The organism is Paraburkholderia elongata, assembly GCF_013177735.1.
GTDB lineage: Bacteria > Pseudomonadota > Gammaproteobacteria > Burkholderiales > Burkholderiaceae > Paraburkholderia > Paraburkholderia elongata.
In genome coordinates this window covers 1-25,523 of the sequence record NZ_WOEZ01000175.1, presented here as the reverse complement: position 1 = coordinate 25,523, position 25,523 = coordinate 1, and the positions used below count along the sequence as shown (strand labels likewise).

Below are 25,523 nucleotides of genomic sequence, written 5' to 3'. Positions count from 1 at the left end.
TCATGGGAATGAACGTATCGTCGGGCGGCAGCAGTTCTGAACCGGATGTGATGGTCGATATCAACACCACGCCGCTGATTGACGTGATGCTGGTGTTGCTGATCATGTTGATCATCACGATTCCGATTCAGACGCATGCCATCAAGATGAACTTGCCGGTCGGCAATCCGCCGCCGCCGATAACGCAGCCAGAAGTGGTGCAGATCGATATCGACTTCGACGGCACCACGACCTGGAACGGCCAGCCGGTGCCGGACCGCGCGGCGCTCGAGTCCAGGCTTGCGCAGGTGGCGGCCGAACCGGTTCAGGCGGAAATCCACCTGCGGCCTAACAAGCTGGTGCCGTACAAGGATGTCGCGGAGGTGATGGCGTCCGCGCAGCGACTGGGCGCGACGAAGATCGGCCTGATCGGCAACGAGCAGTACATGCAATAGGGAAGTGGAATGCTAACGATCCATCAACGGTTCAAGCGCGCCGTCATTGCGGCCGCTATCGGAGGGCTGTCCGCGCTCGTCGTGCTGCCGGTCACGTCTCAAGCTGCCGACACCTTGCGGCCGGATGTGGCGAAGCCGCTGAACGCCGCGCAGGATCTGTATCGCGCGCACAAGTACAAGGATGCGTTGACGAAGATAGATCAGGCCGACGCCGTGCCGGGCAAAACGCCCTATGAAAGCTACATGATTCAGGAGATGCGCGGCGCCGCGGCAGCGGCGGCCGGCGAATCCGGTGTGGCCGCTCAGGCCTACGAAACCTTGCTGGGTTCAGGACGCCTGACCGGTGCTGACGAGCAACGCACTACCGCGGCGCTTGCAGGCATCTACTTCCAGCAGAAAAACTACGCACAGTCTGCAAAGATCGCGCAGCGCTATCTGAAGGCAGGCGGCGGCGATCCCGACATGCGCATTTTGCTTGTGCAGTCATACTACCTGTCAAACGATTGCGGCAATGTGGTGAGCCTGCTCAAGCCGACCGTCGATGCGCAAGCGCGTGCCGGTCATGCACCCGACGAGTCGCAACTGCAATTGCTCGGCACGTGCGCGCAACGCGTGAAAGATGATGCGACGTACCGCAGCACGCTCGAAAAGCTGGTTGCCTATCATCCGAAGCAGTCGTACTGGGACGATCTGTTCAACGCAATTCGCAACAAGCCCGGCTATTCGTCGGCGCTCGATATCGACACCTACCGCCTGCGCCGTGCGACCGGTTCGCTCAGCACCGCCGACGACTACATGGAGATGACGCAGCTTGCGATCGTGGCCGGCACCACGGCCGAAGGCAAACAGGTCATCGATCAAGGCTTTGCGTCAGGCGTTCTGGGCCACGATGCGCAAGCGGATCGCGAGAAGCGGCTGCAGGCGCTCGCCGCGAAACGGGCGCAAGCGCCAGCCGATCCTGCGAACCCCGTCGCGCCGGTCAACATCGGCTTCAACCAGGTCTTCGCGGGGCAGGCCAAGCAGGGTCTGACAGCCATGGACGCAGCGATCGCGAAGGGCGGAATCGATCACCCGGACCAGGCGCAACTGCATCTCGGCGAGGCGTACTACATGGCGGGCGATAAAGCTCGTGCAGTGCAAACCTTCCGCGCGGTGAAGGGTACTGACGGTTCGGCCGACCTCGCCCGTTTGTGGGTGCTGGTGGCGTCGAAGTAACGGCATCCTGTTCCCGATATGTCCCACTTTGCGAAGCGCCTCTATCGCGCGTGTCCTAGGGAGGATGTTGCACTCAATGAAACATAGTTTAGTCTCATCAAACTAATTTTGACTACGGGATTCTGTCTTGCTATGGTTTTGCCACTCGATAACAAGGCACAGGTCGCAGTTTCGATAGGAAGCAAAATCCGCGCGCTTCGCCAACGACTCAAGCGCACGCTGGATGAAGTGGCAACAACAGCGGGAATTTCCAAGCCCTTTTTGTCGCAGGTGGAACGGGGTCATGCAACGCCTTCGATTACATCGCTAGTAGGCATTGCGCGAGCTTTGGGTGTGACGGTGCAGTACTTCGTCGACACGCCAACCGAAGACAAGTCGGTACGCAGGGGCAATGAACTGAAGTACTTCGGGTTCGACGGAACCGCGAATCTTTTTGGACGGCTGACGAACCTGTCGGTCGGCAGCAAGCTGGAAGTGATTCTCGTCAAGATGCCGGTGGGACAGAATCCATCGGAAATCACGACGCATGCAGGGGAAGAGTTCTTGTACGTAATGAGCGGCCAGATATCGCTGACGTTAGAAGGTACAACGTTCGTATTGCAAGCTGGTGACACCGCGCATTACGAGTCCACTGTGCCTCACGCCTGGTGCAATACCGCCCGCGAAGAAGCGGTGGTCGTGTGGGTGGGCACGCCCAGATTGTTTTAAGTGCCTTTGCTCTGTGCTTTCGCTGAAAGCAGTCACTCGATATTTGTAAGCATTGCTTAATGTTGGTTCAGGAATTGATAGGGTGAGGAGTGCCTTGCCCCCATAACCAGAGCCCGAAGCAGTAGAAGTGAAAACAATTGGAAAGCGCTGCGCATTTCGTTTGTAATAAATAAGTAGTCCGATATTGAAGTATCTGAAGTGTCCCGTCTTCCTATCTGTATTTGCAATTCGGTGCGCTGTTGACCGGTTTGCCGGGTATTGGAAGGGCGGATCAGCTTTAACGGAGCGCGGCGCAAGATCGCCGTATATCGAGTGGAGAGGTTCATAAGACCTCTCTTCACACACAGCAGTGGCCTTATTGACGAGCGGGAAGGGGAAAAATGAAACAAAGGGCATTGGCGCTGGCCATCAAAAGAATAATCTGGGCTGAACTGGCGTTGTCGGCCGCAATCGCCGTACCGGCGTTTGCGCAAAGCCAGCCGGCCGCCACCGGAGCCGCGGCAGGCGCAACGACGGAGAGCACGCCGGCAGCGGCTGCTGTTCCGGCATCGGGCACGGCCGCAACACCGTCAGCTCCGGCATCGGCCACGGCCGCAACACCGTCAGCGGACAACAACACTGCGACGCCGACTGGCAAAGGTGTCCAGCAACTGAAGAAGTTCGAAGTGACCGGTTCGCTGATTCGCAGCTCGGACAAGGTCGGCTTCAACCAGGTTCAGACGGTTACGCAGAAAGACATTCTGAATAGCGGCGCCACGACTGTCGCCGATTTTCTGCGCTACACCTCGGCCAACTCGGCTAATAGCTGGAGCGAAGGCCAGTCCGGCAACTTTGCGGCGGGCGCTGCGGGTATCGCCCTGCGCGGCCTCAGCGAAAAATACACACTGGTGATGGTGGATGGACAGCGCGTTGCGCCGTTCGCGTTCTTCTCGAACAGCGTCGACTCCTTTTTCGACCTGAACACGCTGCCGTTGAACTCCATCGATCGCATCGAAATCGTGAAGACCGGTGCCGTGTCGCAATACGGCTCGGACGCCATCGCGGGCGTGGTCAACATCATCACGAAGCACGACTTCCAGGGGGTGCAAGTCGACGGTAGCTACGGCAGCGCCATCAACGGCGGCGGCGGTGCCGGCACGACCAAAATCGGCGTGATCGGCGGCTACGGCGATCTCAACTCCGATCGCTTCAATGTGACGGCTGCCGCGAGCTACTACAAGTCGAACGGCTTCACGCTCGCAGACCGCGACTCGACCCGCAATCAGGACTTCACCAATCAGCCGGGCGGCTTTTCGCTACTCGCGCCGTCGTACTGGACCTTGCCCGGCGGCGGCGGCGTGCAGGCGTTGAGCAACTGTCCGTCCGGCGGTTCGGTGCATCCTGCAGCCACCAATTCGCTGACGGCGGGATTGCCGGGCACTGTCTGCGCCTTCAACACTGCGGAAGGCACGTCCATCGCGCCGCTGACCGAGCGTCTGAACGCGAAGCTTCATGCTGACTTCAAGATCAACGATAAGACGACCGCATTCGGGGACTTCCTGATCAGCAGCAACACGACCACGACCAACGACGGTCTGTGGGGCAACGTGGTGGGCAATCCGCAGAACCCCACACTCGTGTGGAACCCGCAGACAAAGCTGCTTAGCCCGTTTAACACGGTTGTGCCGGCAAGCAACCCGTACAACCCGTTCGGCGCTGCCACGCCGCTCACGTATGCGTTCCCGAACACGATCGCGGAAAAGACGTACGCCACCTACTGGCGCGCGTCCACGGGCGTCAAGGGCTCGTTCGACTTGCCGAACGGTGATTGGGATTGGGCGACGTCGATCAGCCACTCCCAAAGCACGGTCGCGAACACCTACACGAACCAGCTGAACACCACCGCGCTGAACAACATTTACCAGAACGGGACGCTGAATTTCGCGAATCCGGCGGCTACGCCCAACGGATTCAACGGGCTGTACATGGACGCGGACAATCTCGGTATCTCGAAGCTCGATACCATTGACGCGACGCTGTCGACGCCGGAGCTCTTCCATCTGCCGGCAGGCGACGTGGGTCTCGGGTTCGGTGCGCAGTTCACGCACCAGAGCGAAGTGCTCACGCCGGGTGGGGCATTCGAACAGGGCCTGGTCGTCAATCCGAATCTCCAGACGGTGAACGGCCAGCGCAACGTTGCAGCCGTGTACTACCAGGTGGACATTCCGATCGTGCGTAACCTGACATTCAGCCAGTCGGGTCGTTACGACCACTACAGCGATGTCGGCGGTGCGTTCTCGCCGCGCTTCGCGCTGCGCTATCAGCCGGTTCAGGCGCTCACGATGTACACCTCGTACAACCGTGGCTTCCGCGCGCCGACGTTCGTTGAGGACAGCAAGTCGCAGACGATGGGCATCCAGGTTGACCCGGCCACCGGTCAGAACTACACCTCGATCACGGAGGGTAATCCGAACCTGGCGGCGGAGCGCACGCGTAACTTCAACATCGGCTTCGAGCTGTCACCGACCCGTACAACCGATGTCGGCTTCGACTGGTACAAGATTCGCGTCGATCACGTGATCGGCCAAGGCGCGCCTTCGCAGGTTGTCACCGACCCGACATCGGGCGCGTTGCTCTACAAGGTCATCCCGTACCAGAATCTCGGGTACCTCGACACGAACGGCTTCGAAGGCACGTTCCGCCAGGCGCTCCCGACGAAGGCTGCGGGTACGTTCACCTTGTCGGCTGACTGGGCTTACGTGAACAGCTTCAAGCTCGGCTTCCCGGGTGCAGCGCCGGTGAACGGCGCGGGTAACAACTTCACCCTCACGCAACCGTTCGGCGGCAGCTTCCCGCGCTGGAAAGGCAACACCACCCTGGACTGGACGTACCACAAGTTCGACGCAGCGTTGACGTGGCAGTTCACGGGTCCGTACGCGCAAAATCTGTTCGCCCAGCCAAACAAGGTGGGATCCTATAGCCAGTTCAACCTGATGATGACGTACACGGGGTTCAAGCACTGGACAATCTACGGCGGTATCGACAATATCTTCAACCGTACGCCGCCGTACGATCCGATCTTTGCGAATGGCACGTTGAATCAGAACGGCTATGATCAGTCGATATACACGTACATTGGCCGCTTCGCGCAGGTCGGCGCAACGTACAAGTTCTGATGTCCCAGTAGTTGATCTGATGGAAGGACCGCTCCGGTTCCGTTCGTGCAAGGAACCGGAGCGGTGTGCTTTAAGCGGCGACTCTTCGTACGGCGGCGCAGGCTGCCTGTCGTCGCAATGGGCCAGCGTGCGCCGGTAAAGCCAACAGGCTGTACTCGTGCCGCAGGACGAATCGCGCGCAGGTCACGAGCCGGTGCGCACTGTATGGGCTGATGAAAAGAATGATGAATTCCGCACTGCTGCGCCTGCACGACGCGATTGGATGTTTGCTCGGCGCAGTGCGCCGCGCCGCGAGCATCTCGTTCGCCATTGCCGCTGCGCCTGGCCTATTAGCGGTCTGCGGAGCGATGCCGATGGCGGCGCATGCGAAGCCGTCGATTTCACAGTACGACCAGCCGAAATATCCCGCCGATTTCACGCATTTCGACTATGCGAATCCAGACGCACCGGCCAACGGCTCGCTCAGTTTCGAAAACTATAGCGAGTTGCAGACCTACGATTCGCTAAACCCGTTTCTGGTGCGCGGCGCGCCTGCGCCCGACATCCAAAATCTGATGTTCGATACGCTGATGCAGCGTAGCTGGGACGAACTGGCCTCCGAATATCCGCTGATCGCCGACGATGTCGAAGTCGCGCCGGATCTGATGTCAGCGACGTTCCGTATCAATCCCGCCGCCCGCTTTTCGAACGGCGACCCGATCACCGCCGCCGACGTCAAATATTCGTACGACACGTTGACGAGTCCGCAGGCGTCGCCGCTTTTCAACGCACAATTCTCGGTGATCAAAAGCGCGACGGTGATCGATAAAAGCACGATCCGCTTCGACTTCAAACATCAGGAACGCGATGCTCCGCTGATCGCCGGCGATCTGCCGATCTTCTCGCCGAAGTGGGGGATGCAGCCCAACGGCAAGCGTCCGCCATTCGACCAGATCTCTTCCACGCCTCCGATCAGCAGCGGCGCCTATCTGATCGAGGGCCGCAAAAACGACAAGCAGATCACCTATCGTCGCAATCCTGACTACTGGGCGGCGAATCTGCCGTCGCGACGCGGCATGTTCCGTTTCGAGCGCATCACCTTCAATCTGTATCGCGACCATTACACGCAACTCGAAGCCTTCAAAGCGGGCGATGCGGACGTCATCGTCGAATACAGCGCGACGCAGTGGGCGCGCAAATATGTCGGCAAGAACTTCGACAACGGACTGCTGAAGAAGGGCGAATTCGCCGACGGCCCGGCGCAGATGCAGGGCATGCTGATGAATATGCGCAAGCCGATGTTCCAGGACCCGCGCGTGCGTCATGCCCTGACGCTGGCACTCGACTACGACTGGATGAACCGGATGATGTTCTATGGTCAATACCGGCGCACCCATAGCTATTTTGAAGCCAGTCCGTTCGGCGCGACCGGCATGCCGGGGCCGAAGGAACTGGCGCTGCTCGAACCCTTGCGTGACAGCGTGCCGCCTGAAGTGTTCGGTCCGATGCTCAAACAACCCGACACGATTCCACCGAATTCCTTGCGCGGCAATCTGCGCGTTGCGCGCGATCTGCTGGCGCAGGCCGGCTGGCATTATCGCGACGGTGCATTGCGCGACGCCAACGGTACGCCGATGACAATCGAGATCATGGACGACCAGCCCGGCATGGATCGTCTGATCCTGCCGTATATGCAGGCGCTCGACATGCTCGGCATTCAGGCCCATATGCGCGAGATCGACAGCGCGTTGTACGAGAAGCGTCTGGATAATTTCGAGTACGACATGACCACCTTCATCTATGCGCCGGTCACGATTCCGGGTGCCGAATTGACGCGCCGCTTCGGCAGTGCGGCCGCCACCCAGGTCGGCTCCGAAAACTACACGGGGATTCGCTCCAAGGCGGTCGACTCGCTGATTCACTCCGCGCTCTCCGCCGCCAATCTCGACGATCTGGAAGCCGCGACCCGCGCGCTGGATCGCGTGCTGATCTATTCGTTTTATCTCGTGCCCGAGTACTATGCACCGGGGGCGCGCATCGGCTACAAGACCACCCTCGGCTTTCCGAAAGTCGTGCCGAATTCCTACCTGTACGAAGACTGGGTCGTCGACTACTGGTACGCGAAAGCGCCGGGCGCACAGGCGGCACAAGCGACACAGAAACTCCCGGCCGCGCAATCCGCGGGTTCAACCACGGCCGCGGCCCACTGAGGAACAGCATGCTTGCCTACATTCTCCGACGATTGCTGTTGATGGTGCCGACGCTGCTCGGCGTGGTCACGCTGACCTTTGTCGTCACGCAGTTCGTGCCGGGTGGGCCGGTCGAACAGGTGATGACGCAACTCCGCCACGGCGTTGGCCGTGGCGGAGAGGCGGGGTCGGGGGGCGGTGGCTATCACGGCAGCCAGGGTGTCGATCCGCAACAGATCGAGCAGATCAAGAAGCAGTTCGGCTTCGACAAACCACCGCTCGAGCGCTACATCCTGATGCTCAAGCGCTACGCGACCTTCGATCTCGGGCAGTCCTACTATCAGCATGACAGCGTGTGGGAAGTCATCAAATCGAAGCTGCCGGTGTCGATCACGCTCGGCTTATGGACGGTGATGCTCACATATCTGATATCGGTGCCGTTGGGCATTGCGAAAGCAGTGCGCAATGGCTCGCGCTTCGATACCGTAACCAGCGTACTGGTGCTCGCAGGCTATGCGATTCCTGGTTTCGTGCTCGGCGTGCTGTTGCTGATGCTGTTCGGCGGCGGCACCTTCTGGCAGGTGTTCCCGATGCGCGGCCTAACCTCGGACAACTTCAACGACCTCAGTGCCTTCGGCAAGCTGCTCGATTACCTGTGGCACATCGTGCTGCCGGTCACGGCTTCAGTGGTGGGCAACTTCGCGATCGTCACGATCCTGACCAAGAATACTTTCCTCGAGGAGATAGGACGTCAATACGTCTTGACTGCACGCGCCAAGGGCGCGCCGGAGCGCGACGTGCTGTGGAAACACGTGCTGCGCAATGCCGCGATTCCGTTGCTGACCGGTTTGCCGGCGGCTTTCGTCGGCGCCTTTCTGAACGGCAATCTGTTGATTGAAACCCTGTTCTCGCTCGACGGCATGGGCCAACTTTCGTATGACTCGGTGATTCGCCGTGACTATCCGGTCGTGCTCGGTTCGCTGTTTCTATTCACGCTGATCGCCCTCGTAACCAAACTCATTGCTGACGTCTGCTATGTCCTCGTCGACCCCCGCATCCAATTCAACCGCCTGGACCGCTGAGCTGTCCGGTGCGGCGCACGTGGCGTCGCCGTCTCCCTGGCGGCGCACATGGCTGCGCTTCAGGCGGCAGCGGCTCGGTTACTGGAGCCTCGTGATCTTCGTATCGCTGTTCGTTATCAGCCTGTTCGGCGAAGTGTTGTCCAACGATCGTCCGTTGATCGTCCGTTACGACGGGCACTATTACTTTCCGATCGCAAAGGACTATTCGGAGAAGATTTTCGGCGGCGATTTCCCGGCTCGTGCGAATTACCTCGATCCGTATATCCGTTCGCGGCTCGAATCGAACGGCAACTTTGCAATCTATCCGCCGAATCATTTCCACTACGACACGATCGACTACTTCGCCGCGCATCCATACCCGGCGCCGCCTACCAGGAGCAACTGGCTCGGTACGGACCAGTACGGCCGCGACGTGCTTGCGCGGCTGCTATACGGTTTCCGGCTCTCGGTGCTGATGGCGCTCGCGCTCACGGTATCCGGCGTCCTGATCGGCGTATTGACGGGCGCGGTGCAGGGCTTCTACGGCGGACGCACCGATCTGATCGGCCAGCGTCTGATCGAAATATGGAGTTCGATGCCTGACTTGTACCTGCTGATCATCTTCGCGTCGATCTTCGAACCGACGCTATGGTTGCTCTTTATTCTTCTATCGATGTTCGGCTGGCTCGTGCTCTCCGACTACGTACGCGCTGAATTCCTGCGTAACCGCTCGCTGGATTATGTGAGGGCGGCACGCACCATGGGCCTCTCGAACTGGCAGATCATGTGGCGCCATGTGCTGCCGAATAGCCTGACGCCGGTGATCACGTTTCTGCCGTTCCGCATGAGCGCGGCGATTCTGTCGCTGACCAGTCTCGATTTCCTGGGGCTGGGAGTACCGCCACCCACGCCGAGCCTCGGCGAATTGCTTCAGGAAGGTAAGAACAACCTCGACGCCTGGTGGATTTCGATTTCGGCTTTTGCCGCATTGGTCATTACGTTGCTGCTGTTGACCTTTATGGGCGACGCGTTGCGCAATGCGCTCGACACTCGCAAACGCGGCTCGGCGTTCGGCGGAGGTCCGCGATGAGCGTAGCCAAACTCAACCGGCCGTTACTGGAAATCGATCGCTTCTCCGTGCGTTTCGGCGACAAGATCGCGGTGCATGAACTCAGCCTCTCGATCGCGCGCGGTGAGCGCGTCGCCCTGGTCGGCGAATCGGGCTCCGGCAAGAGCGTCACCGCGTTGTCGATTCTGCGCCTCGTCGAGCATGCCGATCTGAGCGGCCGCATATTGCTCGACGGCGACGATCTGCTGCAGAAAACTGAGCAACAGATGCGCGGCCTGCGTGGCGCCGACGTGGCGATGGTGTTTCAGGAACCGATGACGGCGCTCAATCCGCTCTTCACGATCGGCAAGCAGATCGCCGAAAGTTTGCGCCTGCATGAGGGCTTGCGGCCGAATGCGGCGCGCCAGCGCGGCATCGAGTTGCTCAGGCGCACCGGCATTCCTGAGCCGGAACGGCGCATCGACAGTTTTCCGCATCAACTGTCCGGCGGCCAGCGGCAGCGCGCGATGATCGCGATGGCGCTGGCGTGCCGGCCACGCCTGCTGCTTGCCGACGAACCGACCACCGCGCTCGACGTCACCGTGCGTCAGCAGATCGTCGATCTATTGATCGCATTGCAGGAGCAGGAAGCGGCAGAGCGTGGCATGGCCGTGCTGCTGATCACGCATGACCTGAATCTGGTGAAGCGCTTCGCGCAGCGCGTCGCGGTGATGGAGAAGGGCGTGCTGGTCGAAACCAATACGACCGAAGCGTTATTCTCCAACCCACAGCATCCCTACACCCAACGCCTGCTGGACAGCGAGCCGCAACGCGCAGTGGAGCCGGTGGAGCCGGATGCGCGGCGCTTGCTCGAAGTACAGGGACTCGCCGTCGACTACTGCACGTCCGCGAAAGGCTGGCGTTCCATGTTCGGGCGCTCCACCTTTCGCGCGGTGCATGACGTTGACCTAAGCGTGCGGCGCGGTGAAACGCTCGGCATCGTCGGCGAATCGGGGTCGGGCAAATCGACGCTGGCGGCAACCGTACTCGGCTTGCAGCAACCGGCTGCCGGTCATATCCATATCGACGGTTTGCCGCTTGCCACGCTGAAAACCGCGCGTTCCCGCCGGGCTTTGTACTCGCGCATGCAAGTCGTGTTTCAGGACCCGTTCGGCTCGTTGTCGCCACGCATGACGGTGGAGCAGATCATCGGCGAAGGCCTGACCATGCATCAGCCCGACATGGACGCAAAGGCGCGGCGCGCACGCATCGGCGGCCTGCTGGAAGAGGTTGGAATGCCAGCCGACGCCATGCTGCGCTATCCGCACGAGTTTTCCGGCGGCCAGCGCCAGCGTATTGCGATTGCGCGCGCCTTGGCGGTCGAGCCGGAATTGCTGGTGCTCGATGAACCGACCAGTGCACTCGACGTATCGATCCAGAAACAGGTGCTGAATCTGCTGACAAATCTGCAGAAAAAGTACAAGCTAAGCTATCTGTTCATTACGCACGATCTGGCGGTGATGCGAGCCATGGCGCATCGCGTGATCGTGATGAAGTCAGGACGCATAGTCGAAGCTGGCGACACACTCGATGTGTTGCACGCGCCCTCGCATCCTTATACCCAGTCGTTGCTCGCGTCGTCGCTGATCATGTCGCCGGCGCGTGCAACGGAGACTCCCACGGGAACCGCTAATGATTGACGAACGTTGGGCGCAAGCCGCCCGGTCGCTTACGAGCCGCGCGTCGTTCTGGTCGCTGCGCATTGTCGACGAACAGATCGACGATCACGAGATCCGCAACGACATCGCACAACCGATGCGCACGGTCCGGGATCGTGGCGCGATGCTGATCGCATGGGTGGGCGCGGGAGCCGGCTATGCGGCGACCGCGAATCTGAGTGCCGCCGGCTTGCAGCAAGCGCTGGATCTCGCCACGGCCCGCGCTGAAGCGAGCGCGGCCTTGTCGTTGATCGACCATCGCGAGGTGGCGCGCCCCGCCGTGAGCGGGCACTATGTGTCGCCGAATGCGCAGCGTGCGTTGCCGAGCCGCGCCGAATGGTTAGACCGCCTGAGCGTGGAATGCGCGGGCGCGAATCTCGATGCGCGCATTGTCGAACGCGTCGCGGCCGTGCAGATCACGCATACCGATCAGCTCTATATCACCGGCGACGGCGTGCGGATCGATCAGCGGTTCCAGTTCGTGATGCCGCAATTGAGCGTGGCCGCCCACGCGGACGGCGATACGCAAGTGCGTACCCTCGGCGGCAACTACGGCACCCTGGGGCAGGGCGGCATGGAAGTGCTGGGGCGCTTCGGCTTCGACGGCTCGGGTGCACGTGTCGCCAATGAAGCGCTGCAATTGCTGGCCGCGCCGAATTGCCCGTCAGGCAAGCGCGATTTGCTGCTGATGCCCGATCAGATGATGCTGCAGATTCACGAATCGATCGGCCATCCGCTCGAACTCGATCGCATTCTCGGCGACGAGCGCAACTTTGCGGGCTGGAGCTTCGTCAAGAAAGACATGTTCGGCTCGTACCGCTACGGTTCGGAACTGCTGAATGTGACCTTCGACCCGGAATTGCGCGAGGAGGCCGCCGCGTACGCATTCGACGACGACGGCACTGAAGCGCAAAAGCAATACCTGATCCGCGACGGCGTGCTCGAACGTCCGCTCGGCGGCGCGCTTTCGCAGCAACGCGCGCATATGGCCGGCGTGGCGAATTCGCGCGCGTCGAACTGGAATCGCCCACCGATCGACCGGATGGCGAATCTGAACATCGAACCCGGCGAGAGTTCGCTGGAGCAGATGATCGGCAACATCGAACACGGCATTCTGATGCGCACTAATACGTCCTGGTCGATTGACGACCATCGCAACAAATTTCAGTTCGGCTGCGAGTTCGGTCAACTGATCGAAAACGGCAAGCTCACTCAGGTCGTCAAACAGCCGAATTACCGTGGCATCTCGGCGAATTTCTGGCGCAGCCTGAGCGCGGTGGGGAACGCGGATACGCGCGAGGTGTATGGCACGTCCATGTGCGGCAAGGGCGAACCGGCACAGATTATTCGCGTCGGCCACGCCTCGCCGGCTTGTGTGTTCAGCAACATCGACGTGTTCGGAGGCGCTTGATGAGCCAATTCATGTCCTCGCGCGCCACTAAGTCGATCGACTGGCACCAGCATTTCACGTCGCTGGACGACGCCATTGAACGCTTGCAGCAAGGCGCGGAAACCACGCTGAGTTCATTCGCCGGTGAGCAGTCCGACTTTATCCGTTTCAACTTGGGCAAGGTGCGGCAGATCGGCAGCGTGTCGCAAGGCAAGCTGACCTTGCGTTTGATCGACGGCGCGCGCCAGGCCTATTCGACGCTGACCGTCTGCGGCGATCTGCAACAGGATCTGGACGCCGTGAGCGCGGCGCTCGCCACCTTGCGCGAAAGCCTGCGCGGTGCGGCGGACGATCCGCATCTGTTGTTCGACACGTCGAAATGGCAGCGCGCCACGCAACGTTCGGGCAAGCTGCCGGAGCCGGACAGCTTGTTGCGCACCGTTGCCGAATGCGCGCAAGGACTGGATTTCGTGGGCTTTTACGCGGGCGGCACGATCGTGCGCGGGTTTGCGTCGACGAGCGGCAGCCGTGGCTGGTACGAAGTCGATAACTTCAATTTCAGCTGGTCGCTCTACGACCCGAGCGGCCGCGCGATCAAAACGACTTACGCCGGCGACGACTGGAGCGATGCTGTTTTCGCACGCAAGGTCGAGCAGGCCGCAGCGCGTCTGTCCGTGCTCGCGCGCACGCCGCGCACATTGGCGCCGGGGCGTTATCGCTCGTATCTGGCGCCCGAAGCGCTTGCTGAACTGCTCAGCGTGACGGCATGGTCCGGTTTCTCGGCACGCGCCCAGGCGAGTTCGCGCAGCGAGTTGTACAAGCTGCATGTGGGAGAAATCGTAGTCGACCCGCGCGTCACGATCAGCGAAGATCTGAATCTCGGCATTACACCCGGCTTCAACGACGACGGCTACCTGCGCGAAAGCGTCCCGTTGATCCAGGCCGGCCGCAGTGCCGAACGCCTCACCAATGCACGCAGCGCGCGCGAGTACGGTTTGACGCCCAACGGTGCGCTGGCGAACGAGTCGCCGGCGGCGCTTTCGATGCAAGGGGGCGATCTGCTGGAAGAGGACGTGCTGGCGAAACTCGATACCGGTCTCTACATCGGCAATCTCTGGTACGTGAATTTCTCGGACCGGATGAATTGCCGCCTGACCGGCATGACGCGCTTCGCGACCTTCTGGGTCGAGAACGGGCAAATCGTCGCGCCGCTTGAAGCTATGCGTTTCGACGACAGCTTGTACCGTCTGCTCGGCAGCGAACTCGAACAACTCGGCTCGCAAGCGGAATTGCTATTGAGCGACTCGACATGGGGCGAGCGCGCCACGGGTGGCATGCAATTGCCCGGCATCCTCGCGAGGTCATTCGAATTGACGTTATGAGCCTATGAATCAAGACATAAGAACAAATTCTAAATCTGAGAGCTTGCCCGAGGGCCTGACGCTGCGCGCGTTGCGCGTGGCCGACGTGGAACAATTCCACGCAATGCAGCAGTTGCCGGTCGTGGTGAACGGCAATCCGCACGTGCCGTTTCAGACGATTGCCAGCACGCGCGAATACCTCGAAAAATTGGAGCCCCCCGAGATCGCGATCGCGGCGATGGTCGGCGACACGCTGGTTGGTGAAGCGGAACTCACGCCGTTTAAAGGGCGCCGCGCGCATGCCGCATCGCTCGGCATTTGCGTGCACGACGCATGGCACCGGCGCGGCATCGGCAATGCGCTGATGACCGAATTGCTCGATCTGGCCGACAACTGGCTCGGTCTGCGCCGCCTCGAGTTGCACGTCTTCGCCGATAACCATGCGGCACTCGCGCTCTATCGCAAGTTCGGCTTCGAGATCGAAGCGCATCAGCGTGGAGCGGTGTTGCGCCGTGGCGTGCTGATCGACTGCTATTTCATGGCGCGGCCGCGTGAGGCGGCGCCGTGGATGTCGACGCCGTCGACAGCCAACATCGAGCCAACATCGGCCACTATAGGCCAACCCGGCAGCGGAATAAAACCATGAAAATAGAAACGTTGCCAAGCGACGCGGCGCTCGACAATCGTATTACGGTTCGAGCGCTCGAATCGTCCGACATGGACGCGTTCGCCGATATCATGAGTTTGCCCGGCGTGCGGCGCGGCACGCTGTCGGTCGGCTACCGCAGTGCTGATCAGCTCAAAGCATGGTATGAGCGGCGCCTCAAAGACGGCGTGAACGTGTGCGCGACCATCGGCGGGCGCATGGTCGGCCACGCCGGGTTGGAGGTTCACCGGCCCAGCCGCGCGCATTTAGGATTGGCCGTACATGACGCGTATCATGGGCGCGGTGTCGGTTCGGCGCTTCTGCAAGGGCTGACCGACTGCGCGGATGCGTCGCTCGGTTTGCGCCGCATCGAGCTCACGGTGTTCTGCGACAACACGCCGGCGATCGCGCTGTATCGCAAGTTCGGCTTTGTCGAAGAAGGCCGCTCGCGCGGTTTTGCCATGTGCGACGGCGTACTGGCCGACGTGCTGCACATGGCCCGCCTCGTCGACGCACCGCGCCTCCAGGCAATCTGAACGGATTATCGCGTGCCATTCTTTTTCATCGACCGCCCGGTCTTCGCATGGATTGTTGCGCTCGCCATTGTCGTGGCGGGTGCACTCGCCATTCCGCAACTGCCGGTGGCGCAGTATCCGCGTCTTGCGCCGCCACGCATCGTGATCAGCGCCACGTATCCGGGGGCTGCGACTGAAGTGGTCGATGCCAACGTCGGCAGCATCATCGAGGAGAGTCTCGATGGCGCCGACAATATGCTGTACTACGAAACGACTAGCGACAACCTCGGCGATCTCGAGATCGACGCGACCTTTGCACCGGGCACCAATCCGGATCTCGCGCTGGTCGACATCCAGAACCGTCTCAAGCAGGTCGAGCCGCGCTTGCCGCAACAGGTCGTGCAGCAGGGCATCAGTGTATTCAAGGCAGCCAACACGTTTTTGATGCTGGTCGCGCTGACCTCGACGGATGGCTCGCGCGATTCCGTGCAATTGAGCGACTACCTGAGCCGCTACGTCTTGCGCGAACTGAAACGCGCGCCGGGCGTGGGCGCGGCGGAGTTGTGGGACGCGGACGAAGCGCTACGCATCTGGCTCGATCCGATGAAGCTGCGCGAATACAACCTCGGCGCCGCCGAAGTGAATGCCGCGATCGCCGCGCAGAACGCCACGGTAACGGCCGGTACGCTGGGCGACGCGCCGTTCGTTCCGGGGCAGCAATTGACGGCCTCGGTGAGCGTGAAGGGGCAACTGATCTCGCCCGCTGAGTTCGGACAGATTGTGCTGAAGGCGCTGCCCGACGGCTCGGCGGTGCGCTTGCGAGACGTCGCGCGGGTCGAACTTGGACGCGACAATTATTCGTTCTATTCGCGTTTGAACGGCAAGGCTGCGGCGACCGTCGGCATTCAACTCGGGCCGCGCGGCAATGCGCTCGAAACGTCGAATGCGATTCGCGCGCGACTCGCTGAGTTATCGAAAAGCTTGCCGCCAGGCGTTGCTGTCGAAATTCCGTTCGATAACGCGCATTTCGTGAAGATTGCGATTCGTGAAGTGCTCGTCACGCTGGCAGAAGCGGTGGTGCTGGTGTTCTTCGTGATGTGGCTGTTCCTGCGCGATCTGCGCTACACGCTGGTGCCGACGGTGGTGATTCCCGTCACGCTGATGGGCGCGTTTCTCGCGATGTACGCCTGCGGCCTGTCGATCAACGTGTTCACGATGTTCGGCCTAGTGCTCGCAATCGGTATCCTCGTCGACGATGCGATCGTGGTGGTGGAAAGCGTGCATCGCGTGATGGAAGAAGAAGGCCTGCCGCCCCGTGAGGCTACCCGTAAAGCGATGTCGCAAATCGGCGGCGCGATCGTCGGCGTGACAGCGGTGTTGACGGCCGTGTTCGTGCCGATGGCGTTCTTCCCGGGCGGTGTCGGCGGTATTTACCGGCAATTCGCGGTGGCGATGATCGCCTCGATGCTGGTGTCGTCGTTCCTGGCTTTGTCATTGACTCCTGCGCTGTGCGCGAATCTGCTGAAAGCGCACAAGCACCCGGTGAGTCAACGCGATGCCCGCCGCGGCCTGCTTGGCTTCGCGGCGCGCGCGGCGAGCCGGTTCACGTCCGGTTTCGATCGAGCCGCGAGCGGCTATCGCGGGCTGACCGCGCGTACGCTGCGCCGTATCGGACCGATGCTGGCAATCTATGCCGTGCTGGTCGGCGTGTGCGCCGCGCTCTACTGGCAAATGCCCGGTGGTTTTTTGCCAAGCGAAGACGAAGGTCAATTGCAGGTGATGGTGCAATTGCCGGCCGGCGCGACGCAGGAGCGCACGCTCGCGGTGGTCCAGCGGATGGAAAAGATCCTGCACGCTGAGCCCGCGATTGCGCACGTCACGAGTGTGGTCGGCTGGAGTTTTACCGGCAGCGGCCAGAACGTCGCGATGGGCTTCGTCGAACTGAAAGACTGGGGCAGGCGCGACACCGATGCGATGGCGTTGCGCGACCGACTCAACGAGAAGTTCGACAAGATTCTCGACGGTGACGTCGAAGCGCAATTGCCTCCTTCCGTGCCAGGGCTCGGGCATTCAGACGGCTTCGTGTTCCGGCTCGAAGATCGCGGCGGGGTCGGGCTGGACGCGCTGAAGGCAGCGCGCGAGCAACTGTTCGCCCAGGCCAAGGCGAGCCCGGTGCTGGCTTCGGTGCATTCGGAGGATCTGCCGGATGCACCGCGCGTCGAACTCATCATCGACCGCGCGAAAGCGTATGCGTTCGGCGTGCCGTTCGACCGCATCGCCGATGTGCTCGGCAGCACCTTCGGTTCGACATATATCGACGACTTTCCTGCCGGTGGCCGGATGCGCCGGGTGATGATCGCAGCCGAGGCCGCCACGCGGATGACCGACGACGATCTGATGGCGCTCGCCGTGCCGAACTCGACGGGCGGGATGGTGCCGCTATCGGCGATCGCGTCACGCCATTGGTCCATCGGTCCGGTGATGCTGAGCCGCTACAACGGCTATCCGTCGCTCGACGTGAGCGGCCACGCGGCACCCGGCTACAGTTCGGGCGCGGCGATGGCGGAGATGGAGCGGCTCGCCGCTTCGTTGCCGCTTGGTGTCTCGTATGACTGGGTCGACGCGGCGCGCGAAGAAACCGCGGCGGCACAGCTCACGCCGTTGCTGATCGGCTTGTCGCTGCTGGCCGTGTTCATGGCGCTGGCTGCCTTGTACGAAAGCTGGACGATCCCGCTTGCCGTGCTGATGGTCGTGCCGCTCGGCGTGATCGGCGCAGTCGCCGCGGTACTGCTGCGCGGCATGCCGAACGACGTGTACTTCAAGGTCGGCATGATTACCGTCATCGGCCTCGCGGCGAAAAACGCGATTCTCATCGTGCAGTTCGCACGCGATCTGTATCGGCGGGGCCTGCCGTTGACGCGTGCCGTGACCGAAGCGGCCGCCGCGCGCTTCCGCCCGATCGTGATGACCTCGGCGGCGTTCCTGCTGGGTGTCGTGCCGTTGGTGGTATCGAGCGGTGCGGGCGCCGAGAGCCGCCGCTCGATCGGCACCGGTGTGTTCGGCGGGGTGTTGGCGGCCACGTTGTTCGGCCTCGTGTTCGCGCCGGTCGCGTTTCATGCGGTCGCCTCGCTAACGTATAGCAGGCGGCGGCTCGTAGAGCTGCGCCGCAAGCGTGACGAGCGGCGCGCGCGGCGCGCGCGGCGGGAGAGCGAAAGCGGCCAATTGACGAATGGCCGATGATCTGACGGCGACATGGCGCCCAGGTGCTGCCTCCGTCAACGCTGAACGCGGCGGTCAGCCAGCCGGCTGATTCGCTGCTGATGTGGGCGCTGCACCGGCCGGCGTTTGCGTAGCGGTTCCTCCACCAGATCGATATGCGTATCGAACGTCGTCACGTCGAAGTCCGCGCGTGAATGCAGCGTGCGATACGCGGGCAGCAATGCGCCCAACCCAACGGTCGCGAACGTCATCGGCGTGGCGATCCGCAGCGTGTCCTGCGGATCGAGCGTAGTCTCCTGCAGGTTCGATTCCATCTCTTCGAAGAAGCGGCCTGGCACGATTTCCGCCGCAGCCCTGAATCGTCTGATGTTTTTCCGGATATGGGGCCAATGACCGGTGCATTTATTCATACGTAAAAGAAACCTGATGTTTCAGTATAGAAACATTTTTAGTCGACTGAAAATCCAGCGTCAAAATGCTTAATCTGGAAAGTTTCGATAAATGTGCGGTTCGCCACATTGGCACGGTCGATAAATTCCCGATTTGCGAATAAATGCCCGATTGAATGTTCATTATTTGCGAGGTTTCGAGTTCAGGTTTGAAACACTTTCTGATGCGATCGTAGTGAAGCGACACGGCAAATCTCGCGATTCGCGATAAATTCGCAGGCCAGCGTCACAAGCTTAGAAGCGAGTCTGTGTAAGGTTTTCCGGCCTTATGGCAGTCAGTGGTCCGGTATGGTCTGTCGCTATACCGGTTCGCATGCCGACGGTCATATGAAACACACAATAATCGTTTTCTTCATACATTGACTTTCCCGATGCTGATTTGTTTTTAAAATTTACTATAGCGGGGCGTTCCGCTAACATCACGCATAATCCGTTAAACGGCGTTGCCGACGGTTTTCATCCGCCGTGATTAAATTCGACCATATCGGCCAGCCGACGGGGTAGCGGGGTCCACAACGTACGACAGCTTGAGGAAAGATCATGCCGCACATGCATCTGGATACTGCGAGGATTACCTGGTTACATACACCGACGCTAAACGTGCGTAGTGCAGCGCGGCGAATCGGCGTGTTGCTGTTCGACGGCTTCTGGCTGCTCGGGCCTGGCACGGTGGTCGAGATGTTCCAGACCGCCAACGAACTCTCGGGCGCACGGGCCGGCGAAGAGCCGCCTTATGAAATTCAGTTTCTGTCGATAGACGGCGGCAGCGTCGCGAGTTCTTCGTCGGCGCGGATCTGGACTGACCGTATCGACACACGTTACGGCAGCGGCTTCGACGTGCTGTTCATCGCAGGTGGCTACGGCGCACACGAGGCCGCGCTGGACGAGCGGCTGCTGGCCTGGCTGCGATCGGTGCAAACACGTACCCGTGCGATCGAAACGATCGGCGAGGGTCGTCTCGTGCTGGCAGCAGCGGGTCCCGTGGAACCTGACGACCTGCAGCTGAACCGCTATCTGGGCAGCGCCACGATCGACGCCGCGCGCAGCGCCGCCAACGATCGTAACGACTGTGCGCGCAGTGCGCTGATGTTCATCAAGCGCGACCTCGGCGCGGAGCTCGCGCGCAACGTGGCCGATCGGGTCATGCCGGGCATGGCCGCCACGTGGGTGCCGCTGCCGGCTGAAGGCGGCACACTCAGCGTGGCCGAGAAAATCCGTTCCGCCGCGCGCTGGATGGAGGCAAATTGCGATCGTCCGGTGTCGGTTGCCGACGCCGCGCAGGTGGCGGCGATGAGCGAGCGAAATTTTCTGCGGCGCTTCAAGCATGAAATGCAGGTCACGCCTTCCGACTATCTGCTGCAGGTGCGGCTGCGCATTGCCTGCAACTTTCTGACCGAAACCGAATTACCGGTCGACAAGATCGCGCGCCGCAGCGGCACCGGCAACGGCGATCGCCTCGCGAAGATATTCCGCAAGCGCATGGCGCTATCACCTACCGAATATCGCGCGCGCAGCCGGGTGGCGACCGAGGCGTAAGCAAGGGCCGCCGCCGTGCAAACGGCGCACCTCATCGCGGTTGGGTACGTGCGTAGCGGCGTGCGCAGCGGCGGCCGTGTTATCTCCGGGCAGGCTTCTTACGAGCAAAGTGGCCATGGGCAACAAGGTAATGGCGACGGCATTGCCGGAGGTGAAACTCATCGAGCCCGAGGTGTTTTGCGACGAATTCGGCTTCTGCTTTGAGAGCTTCAGTGCGGATGAGTTTACCGACGACGTCGCGCAAGGCTTCAACTTCGTCCAAGACCGTCATTCGCGGGCGGTGCGTGGTGTGTTGCGTGGGCTGCACTACCAGGTACACCGGCCGCAAGGCCGGCTCGTGCGGGTGGTGGTGGGGGAAGTGTTCGACGTCGCCGTGGACGTACGGCTCAAGTCACCGAACTTCGGTAAGTGGAGTGGCGTCTATCTGAGCGCGGCTAATCATCGGCAGGTGTGGGTGCCGCCGGGCTTCGCGCATGGCTTCGTCGTTCTGTCCGACGTCGCCGAATGCCTGTGGAAGACGACCGAATACTGGTTCCCCGAACTCGAGCGCTGCATCTTGTGGTGCGATCCTGATATCGGCATCGAGTGGCCGATCGAAGTCGAGCCGATCCTCGGCGCCAAGGACGCAGCGGGCCGGCGTCTTTACGAAGCGGAAAATTTCGCCTGAGCGCTGCACACGGGAGCGGTTCAGCGCCGTTCAGCGCCTTTCAGCGTGTGGCCACCACGGCACCCACGCTCGCGGCGACCACCAGCAGCGTGCCTGCTATCTGCATGACACCCATCGGTTGATGCAGCACCACGAATCCGGCCAATGCGCCGATCGCGGGTTCGACACTCATCAGGATGCCGAACGATGCAGCCGGCATGTGCCGCAATGCCACCATTTCCAGCGCGTAGGGTAACAACGGGACCAGCAACGCGAGACCCGCCGTGGCGGCGATCTGGCCGGCGGCGATGTGTATGCCGCTTTGCGCGAAGCCGAATGGTGTGGCAACCAGCGCCGCTGCGATCAGCGAAACCGACAATCCTTCGAGGCCTGCGAACAAGCTGCCGGTCTTTTTCATCAGCACGATATAGCTGCCCCAGCCGAGCGCGGCCCCGAACGCGAGCAGCACGCCGAGCGGTTCGCCGATCCAGCCCGCGCGATCGCGCGAGAGCAGCAGCACGCCGGCAATCGCCAGTGCCGGCCACAGCAATGCGCGCGCGCGGCGCACCGCGAAAGTCGCTACGGCGAGCGGCCCGAGAAAATCGATTGCGACGGCAAGCCCCAATGGAATCCGCTGAAGCGCCGCGAAAAAGCACAGCGTCATGCCAGCCATCGCCGCCCCCAACGCACCTGCCGCGAGCCAATGCGAGCGCGAATAGGTAAACAGACGCGGGCGCACCAGCAACGCCAGCACTACGGCCGCCCAGCACAGACGCAACCACGTGGTGCTAAGCGAGCCGTACGCGGCCATCGTCGGCGCCGAGAGCGCGGCGCCGAACTGCACGCTCGACATCGACAGTACACACAGGAGCGCGGCACCGGCCGCTGCGCTGGCGGGCTTCATTGGCGTTGGCGTGGAATTCAGCGCCGTTTTGATGGTGGTGTCCTGCATCGTGGTCTCGTTGCCGCTCTTCGGATTCGTTGAACGCTATCTTATCGGTGCACGCGGTATTAAGATAAGTTGATATTTCTTATGACCACTTCAAGAAACGTGATGACCCGAGATCTCGACAGCAGTCTCCTGCGCGCGTTCGTTACCGTGGCGGAGACCGGCGCCGTGGGTGTGGCGGCGGCACGCCTCGCGCGCACCCAGGCGGCGGTGAGCATGCAATTGCGTCGGCTCGAAGAAGAACTGGGGCAGCGTTTGCTCGACCGCTCGCCGCGCGGTGTGCAACTCACTGAAGCGGGGCATCTGCTGTTGCCGTTCGCACATACGATCCTCGGCGCGGGCGCCGATGCGCGGCGGGCATTGAGCGCGGGGCAGGTGTCGGGCACGGTGCGGCTCGGCATGCTGGAGGACATCGCGGTCGGCCGGCTGCCGCGCGCGCTGCGGCGCTTTTCGATCGCTTATCCGCAGGTGGCGCTGGAGATCGTCGTCGATACGAGTTCAGTGTTGTCGAACCGGCTTGCAGACGGCGGCCTCGACGTGGTCGTGGGGGATCCCGCGCTGGTCGACTCGGTGCCGCTGCTCACCTGGACGCAGCCGCTCTTCTGGGTCGGCGCGCGCGGGTTTAGCCGCGACAATGACGCGGCGTTGCCGGTGGTTGCGTTCGGCGGCGCGTGTCTTTGGCAGCAGCAGGTGTTGACGGCGCTGCGGCGCGCGGGGATTGCGTGGCGCATCGTGTGCACCAGCACCAGTTTGCCGGCGGTGCAGTCGGCTGTGGAAGCCGGGCTCGGTGTGTCGGTGCTGCTCGACGGCAATATCCGTTCGGAGTCGATGCGCGTGCTCGGCCAGGCCGATGGCTTGCCCGATGCGCCCACCGCCGATTTCGGGCTCTTTATGCGTCCGGTCTCCGGCGCTCAGGCGGCCGCTGTGCAGACCTTGCAGACGTTCCTTTGCGAGGAATTGCACCTTGGTTTGCGGGAAAGCGAGCCGTTTGTGGTATCGGCCGGGTAGTGCGTGGGCGACCTGCGGGCAACATGCTGGCACGCACGCACGAGATCTCATGTGGGTTTTTACGACATTTTTTCTTGAGACGCATACTCGCGAAACCTACACTGCGTGCATCTTGATAGCGCGAGGTGCTCAACGTGAAGCGACGTGCAACGACGCAGCAATCCGTCCGTATCGACTACGTGTGTCACGGCGTGGGCCGTGTCGAACTGCGCCGCTTCGATCCCTCGCGCGATTCGTACGTCGCGTTGACCGCGCTGCTGCATCGGGCTTTCATTCGGCTCGGTGCGATGGGTTTGAATTGCACATGTGTGGATCAGACGGTGGAGACGACGCGTTCACGCGCGACGCGCGGCGATTGCTACGTGGCGGTCTGCGAGGGGCGCATCGTCGGCACGATGACGCTGTATGCACCGGATCATGAGTCGCCGTGCGAGCTATACCGGCGCGACGATATTGCCAGCATGCGCCAGTTCGGCGTGGAGCCCGTGTGGCAGGCGCGGGGCATTGGCACCTTGCTGATTGCTTTCGCCGACCATTGGGCCGCGACGCGCGGTTACGCGGAGCTCGCGCTCGATACGCCGCAACCGGCTGCGCACCTGATTGCGTTTTACCGGGGGCAGGGGTTTCGTATCGTCGATTTCGAACGCTTCGACGGCAAGCATTACGACAGCGCGATTTTAAGCAAGCCGCCGGTGGCGACACGTACGCTCGCGAACTGGTCGCATAGGTTGACTGTGCCGGCGAGGATTGCGCGCGCGGCGTGAGGGCGCGGGCTAGCGGTAAAAACCCCGGGGCGGGCAGCAACTACTGCAATGAGGCGAGGCCGATGGCCTCCACGCATGAACGAAGTCCTGGTTTCCGTGGCATACCCATCCGCGACGCACGCAGTGCGGAGTGGGAGCTGACGAATCCTTTGTCACTAGCGTAGAAGGCGCGAGGGCACGGATTCCAGATGCACCACTATCCCCTCCAAGCTAGGGGACCCGCTTAAGAATTTGCGGTTTGAGCCGCTTTCTCTTGCTTACTTCTCTTTGCGGCGGCAAAGAGAAGTAAGTGCCTGCCCCGCACAGGGGCGACGCTAATAGACCAATATCAAATCAAGGAAAGGCCAAGAAGCCAGATCAAGGAAAGGCCAAGAAGCCAGATCAAGGAAAGGCCAAGAAGCCAGATCAAGGAAAGGCCAACGCCGCAGGCAAACCGACAACGCCGTCGCCAAATGAAAAAAACAACAAAATAAGCATCCCTAACAACCTCGGCTGGAATCAAGATCACAAACAAGCAACGAACCAAACCCCACTACAATCCACAAACCCCAAGCCCGAGCCCGCAGGGCAAAAAGCCCACCCATTATGTTGAAGATACTGGTCAGCGCCTGCCTCGCCGGCCACCAGCCCGGTGGCTCACATCTGCGCGCGGAGCCAGTGATAAACAAGCGGCCCGCACAATACGGCCCACGTCACCGCGCAGATCAGCAGCGCCATCGTCACGGCCGCACTGCCGCAGTCCTTGGCACGCTTCGACAGGTCGTGCCGTTCGAGCGAAATGCGATCGATCGCGGCTTCGATGCTCGAATTCAACAACTCCACCAGCAGCACCAGCAGCACGGAAACGATCAGCAATACCCGCTCGATCGCGCTAACCGGCATCAACACCGCGCAAGGCAGCAAAATCACCGCCAGTGCCATCTCCTGACGAAACGCGCTTTCCTCGCGCAACGTCGCAACAATGCCGTCGCACGAGTGCCGCAGCGCGAACAGCGCTCGTAAAGGACCGCTGCGTTTAGCGGGCAACGGTGTAGATGGTGAGGCCGCTGCAGGGGTAGAAGAAGACCGGGTCGGATTACTCATGATTTGCTTCGGATCAAGATGGCCGCAGCATGCCTCAATTGTCACAACTTGTCACAAACTTGTGATATCTTTGCCCCCGCCAAAGCGGGCTGGTATGCCTGAGCGACAGGCCACGGAAAGTATGCGAAAAGCATGCAAAAGGCATGCAAAAAGCATGTATCCGGCACGTTATGCCGGACACGTTTCATGTGTTGGCTGCCTCCGTTCTGTCGCTCGCCATTCAAAGTTTCGCCGGATCGTCCGTATACACGCGCAGAGGGCCGCATCGCGGTCATACGGCGTTTCCGTTTTTCACGTTCCCCGCGAACATCCGCGGCAGGCCGAATTCGCAACGAAGTCCCGGGCAGTCATGGGGCGGGTGGCCGATGTCCAACAAGCTGATCTGTCCATGAAACCTGTCGTTTCGTTTTACCTGTCGCTGACGGCGCTCGTCGGCGCCTTGTATGCCGC

Annotated in this window: 21 protein-coding genes; 18 read left to right on the top strand and 3 right to left on the bottom strand. The window is 61.4% G+C overall.

All coding sequences use genetic code 11. The features are described from left to right. Positions 1 to 2 precede the first annotated feature (2 nt). From GNZ13_RS29560 to GNZ13_RS29500, 13 genes are all read left to right on the top strand, one after another. Positions 3 to 434 carry an ExbD/TolR family protein gene (locus GNZ13_RS29560; protein WP_172171188.1) on the top strand — a complete coding sequence of 144 codons (432 nt, stop codon included), beginning with the start codon at positions 3 to 5 and terminating at the stop codon, positions 432 to 434. Between the two features lie 9 nt (positions 435 to 443). Continuing rightward, positions 444 to 1,649 carry a tetratricopeptide repeat protein gene (locus GNZ13_RS29555; RefSeq protein ID WP_172171186.1) on the top strand — a complete coding sequence of 402 codons (1,206 nt, stop codon included), beginning with the start codon at positions 444 to 446 and terminating at the stop codon, positions 1,647 to 1,649. A gap of 132 nt (positions 1,650 to 1,781) precedes the next feature. Then, entirely contained in the window at positions 1,782 to 2,357 is a 576-nt protein-coding gene (locus tag GNZ13_RS29550) for a helix-turn-helix domain-containing protein (RefSeq protein ID WP_172171184.1), read from the top strand. A 380-nt stretch (positions 2,358 to 2,737) separates the two neighbouring features. Next, on the top strand, positions 2,738 to 5,512 hold the full coding sequence (locus GNZ13_RS29545; RefSeq protein ID WP_172171182.1) for a TonB-dependent receptor: 2,775 nt from the start codon (positions 2,738 to 2,740) through the stop codon (positions 5,510 to 5,512). Positions 5,513 to 5,859: 347 nt separating this feature from the next. Next, the gene (locus GNZ13_RS29540; protein ID WP_236002248.1) at positions 5,860 to 7,701 is read left to right on the top strand and encodes an extracellular solute-binding protein; all 1,842 of its coding nucleotides are present in this window, start codon (positions 5,860 to 5,862) and stop codon (positions 7,699 to 7,701) included. Positions 7,702 to 7,709: 8 nt separating this feature from the next. Further along, the gene (locus GNZ13_RS29535; protein ID WP_172171180.1) at positions 7,710 to 8,762 is read left to right on the top strand and encodes a microcin C ABC transporter permease YejB; all 1,053 of its coding nucleotides are present in this window, start codon (positions 7,710 to 7,712) and stop codon (positions 8,760 to 8,762) included. Further along, entirely contained in the window at positions 8,716 to 9,831 is a 1,116-nt protein-coding gene (locus tag GNZ13_RS29530) for an ABC transporter permease (RefSeq protein WP_172171167.1), read from the top strand. Before GNZ13_RS29535 ends, GNZ13_RS29530 begins: the two co-directional genes overlap by 47 nt. Beyond that, positions 9,828 to 11,489, top strand: a complete 1,662-nt coding sequence (locus GNZ13_RS29525) for an ABC transporter ATP-binding protein (protein ID WP_172171165.1) — start codon at positions 9,828 to 9,830, stop codon at positions 11,487 to 11,489. Before GNZ13_RS29530 ends, GNZ13_RS29525 begins: the two co-directional genes overlap by 4 nt. Further along, positions 11,482 to 12,918: a TldD/PmbA family protein gene (locus GNZ13_RS29520; protein ID WP_172171163.1), complete on the top strand. Its 1,437-nt coding sequence runs from the start codon at positions 11,482 to 11,484 to the stop codon at positions 12,916 to 12,918. Before GNZ13_RS29525 ends, GNZ13_RS29520 begins: the two co-directional genes overlap by 8 nt. Beyond that, on the top strand, positions 12,918 to 14,279 hold the full coding sequence (locus tag GNZ13_RS29515; protein ID WP_172171161.1) for a TldD/PmbA family protein: 1,362 nt from the start codon (positions 12,918 to 12,920) through the stop codon (positions 14,277 to 14,279). Before GNZ13_RS29520 ends, GNZ13_RS29515 begins: the two co-directional genes overlap by 1 nt. Positions 14,280 to 14,322: 43 nt before the next feature. Then, entirely contained in the window at positions 14,323 to 14,904 is a 582-nt protein-coding gene (locus tag GNZ13_RS29510) for a GNAT family N-acetyltransferase (protein WP_407945673.1), read from the top strand. Further along, positions 14,901 to 15,440, top strand: a complete 540-nt coding sequence (locus GNZ13_RS29505; RefSeq protein WP_172171157.1) for a GNAT family N-acetyltransferase — start codon at positions 14,901 to 14,903, stop codon at positions 15,438 to 15,440. The genes GNZ13_RS29510 and GNZ13_RS29505 overlap by 4 nt, the downstream gene beginning before the upstream one ends. Positions 15,441 to 15,452: 12 nt before the next feature. Continuing rightward, on the top strand, positions 15,453 to 18,659 hold the full coding sequence (locus tag GNZ13_RS29500) for a multidrug efflux RND transporter permease subunit (RefSeq protein ID WP_172171155.1): 3,207 nt from the start codon (positions 15,453 to 15,455) through the stop codon (positions 18,657 to 18,659). Between the two features lie 35 nt (positions 18,660 to 18,694). On the opposite strand, the gene GNZ13_RS29495 is transcribed toward GNZ13_RS29500, so the two are convergent. Beyond that, complete coding sequence (locus GNZ13_RS29495) at positions 18,695 to 18,976, bottom strand: type 2 periplasmic-binding domain-containing protein (RefSeq protein ID WP_172171153.1); 282 nt, start codon at positions 18,974 to 18,976, stop codon at positions 18,695 to 18,697. 651 nt (positions 18,977 to 19,627) lie between these two features. Here GNZ13_RS29495 and GNZ13_RS29490 point away from each other — a divergent pair. Together GNZ13_RS29490 and rfbC are read left to right on the top strand one after the other, a co-directional pair. After that, positions 19,628 to 20,623, top strand: a complete 996-nt coding sequence (locus GNZ13_RS29490) for a GlxA family transcriptional regulator (RefSeq protein ID WP_172171151.1) — start codon at positions 19,628 to 19,630, stop codon at positions 20,621 to 20,623. Between the two features lie 115 nt (positions 20,624 to 20,738). After that, positions 20,739 to 21,290: a dTDP-4-dehydrorhamnose 3,5-epimerase gene (rfbC, locus tag GNZ13_RS29485; RefSeq protein ID WP_172171149.1), complete on the top strand. Its 552-nt coding sequence runs from the start codon at positions 20,739 to 20,741 to the stop codon at positions 21,288 to 21,290. Between the two features lie 40 nt (positions 21,291 to 21,330). Here rfbC and GNZ13_RS29480 read toward each other — a convergent pair whose 3' ends face one another. Beyond that, positions 21,331 to 22,221: an EamA family transporter gene (locus GNZ13_RS29480; RefSeq protein ID WP_172171147.1), complete on the bottom strand. Its 891-nt coding sequence runs from the start codon at positions 22,219 to 22,221 to the stop codon at positions 21,331 to 21,333. A 102-nt stretch (positions 22,222 to 22,323) separates the two neighbouring features. Between GNZ13_RS29480 and GNZ13_RS29475 the strand changes: the two genes are divergently transcribed. From GNZ13_RS29475 to GNZ13_RS29465, 3 genes are all read left to right on the top strand, one after another. Then, a complete protein-coding gene (locus GNZ13_RS29475; protein ID WP_236002245.1) occupies positions 22,324 to 23,226 on the top strand; it encodes a LysR substrate-binding domain-containing protein in 903 nt (300 codons plus the stop codon). A gap of 134 nt (positions 23,227 to 23,360) precedes the next feature. After that, positions 23,361 to 23,990, top strand: coding sequence for a GNAT family N-acetyltransferase (locus tag GNZ13_RS29470; protein ID WP_172171143.1), 630 nt, complete (start codon positions 23,361 to 23,363; stop codon positions 23,988 to 23,990). 289 nt (positions 23,991 to 24,279) lie between these two features. After that, positions 24,280 to 24,582, top strand: a complete 303-nt coding sequence (locus tag GNZ13_RS29465; protein WP_172171139.1) for a hypothetical protein — start codon at positions 24,280 to 24,282, stop codon at positions 24,580 to 24,582. 44 nt (positions 24,583 to 24,626) lie between these two features. On the opposite strand, the gene GNZ13_RS29460 is transcribed toward GNZ13_RS29465, so the two are convergent. After that, positions 24,627 to 25,073, bottom strand: a complete 447-nt coding sequence (locus GNZ13_RS29460; RefSeq protein ID WP_172171141.1) for a diacylglycerol kinase — start codon at positions 25,071 to 25,073, stop codon at positions 24,627 to 24,629. Positions 25,074 to 25,523: the final 450 nt, after the last annotated feature.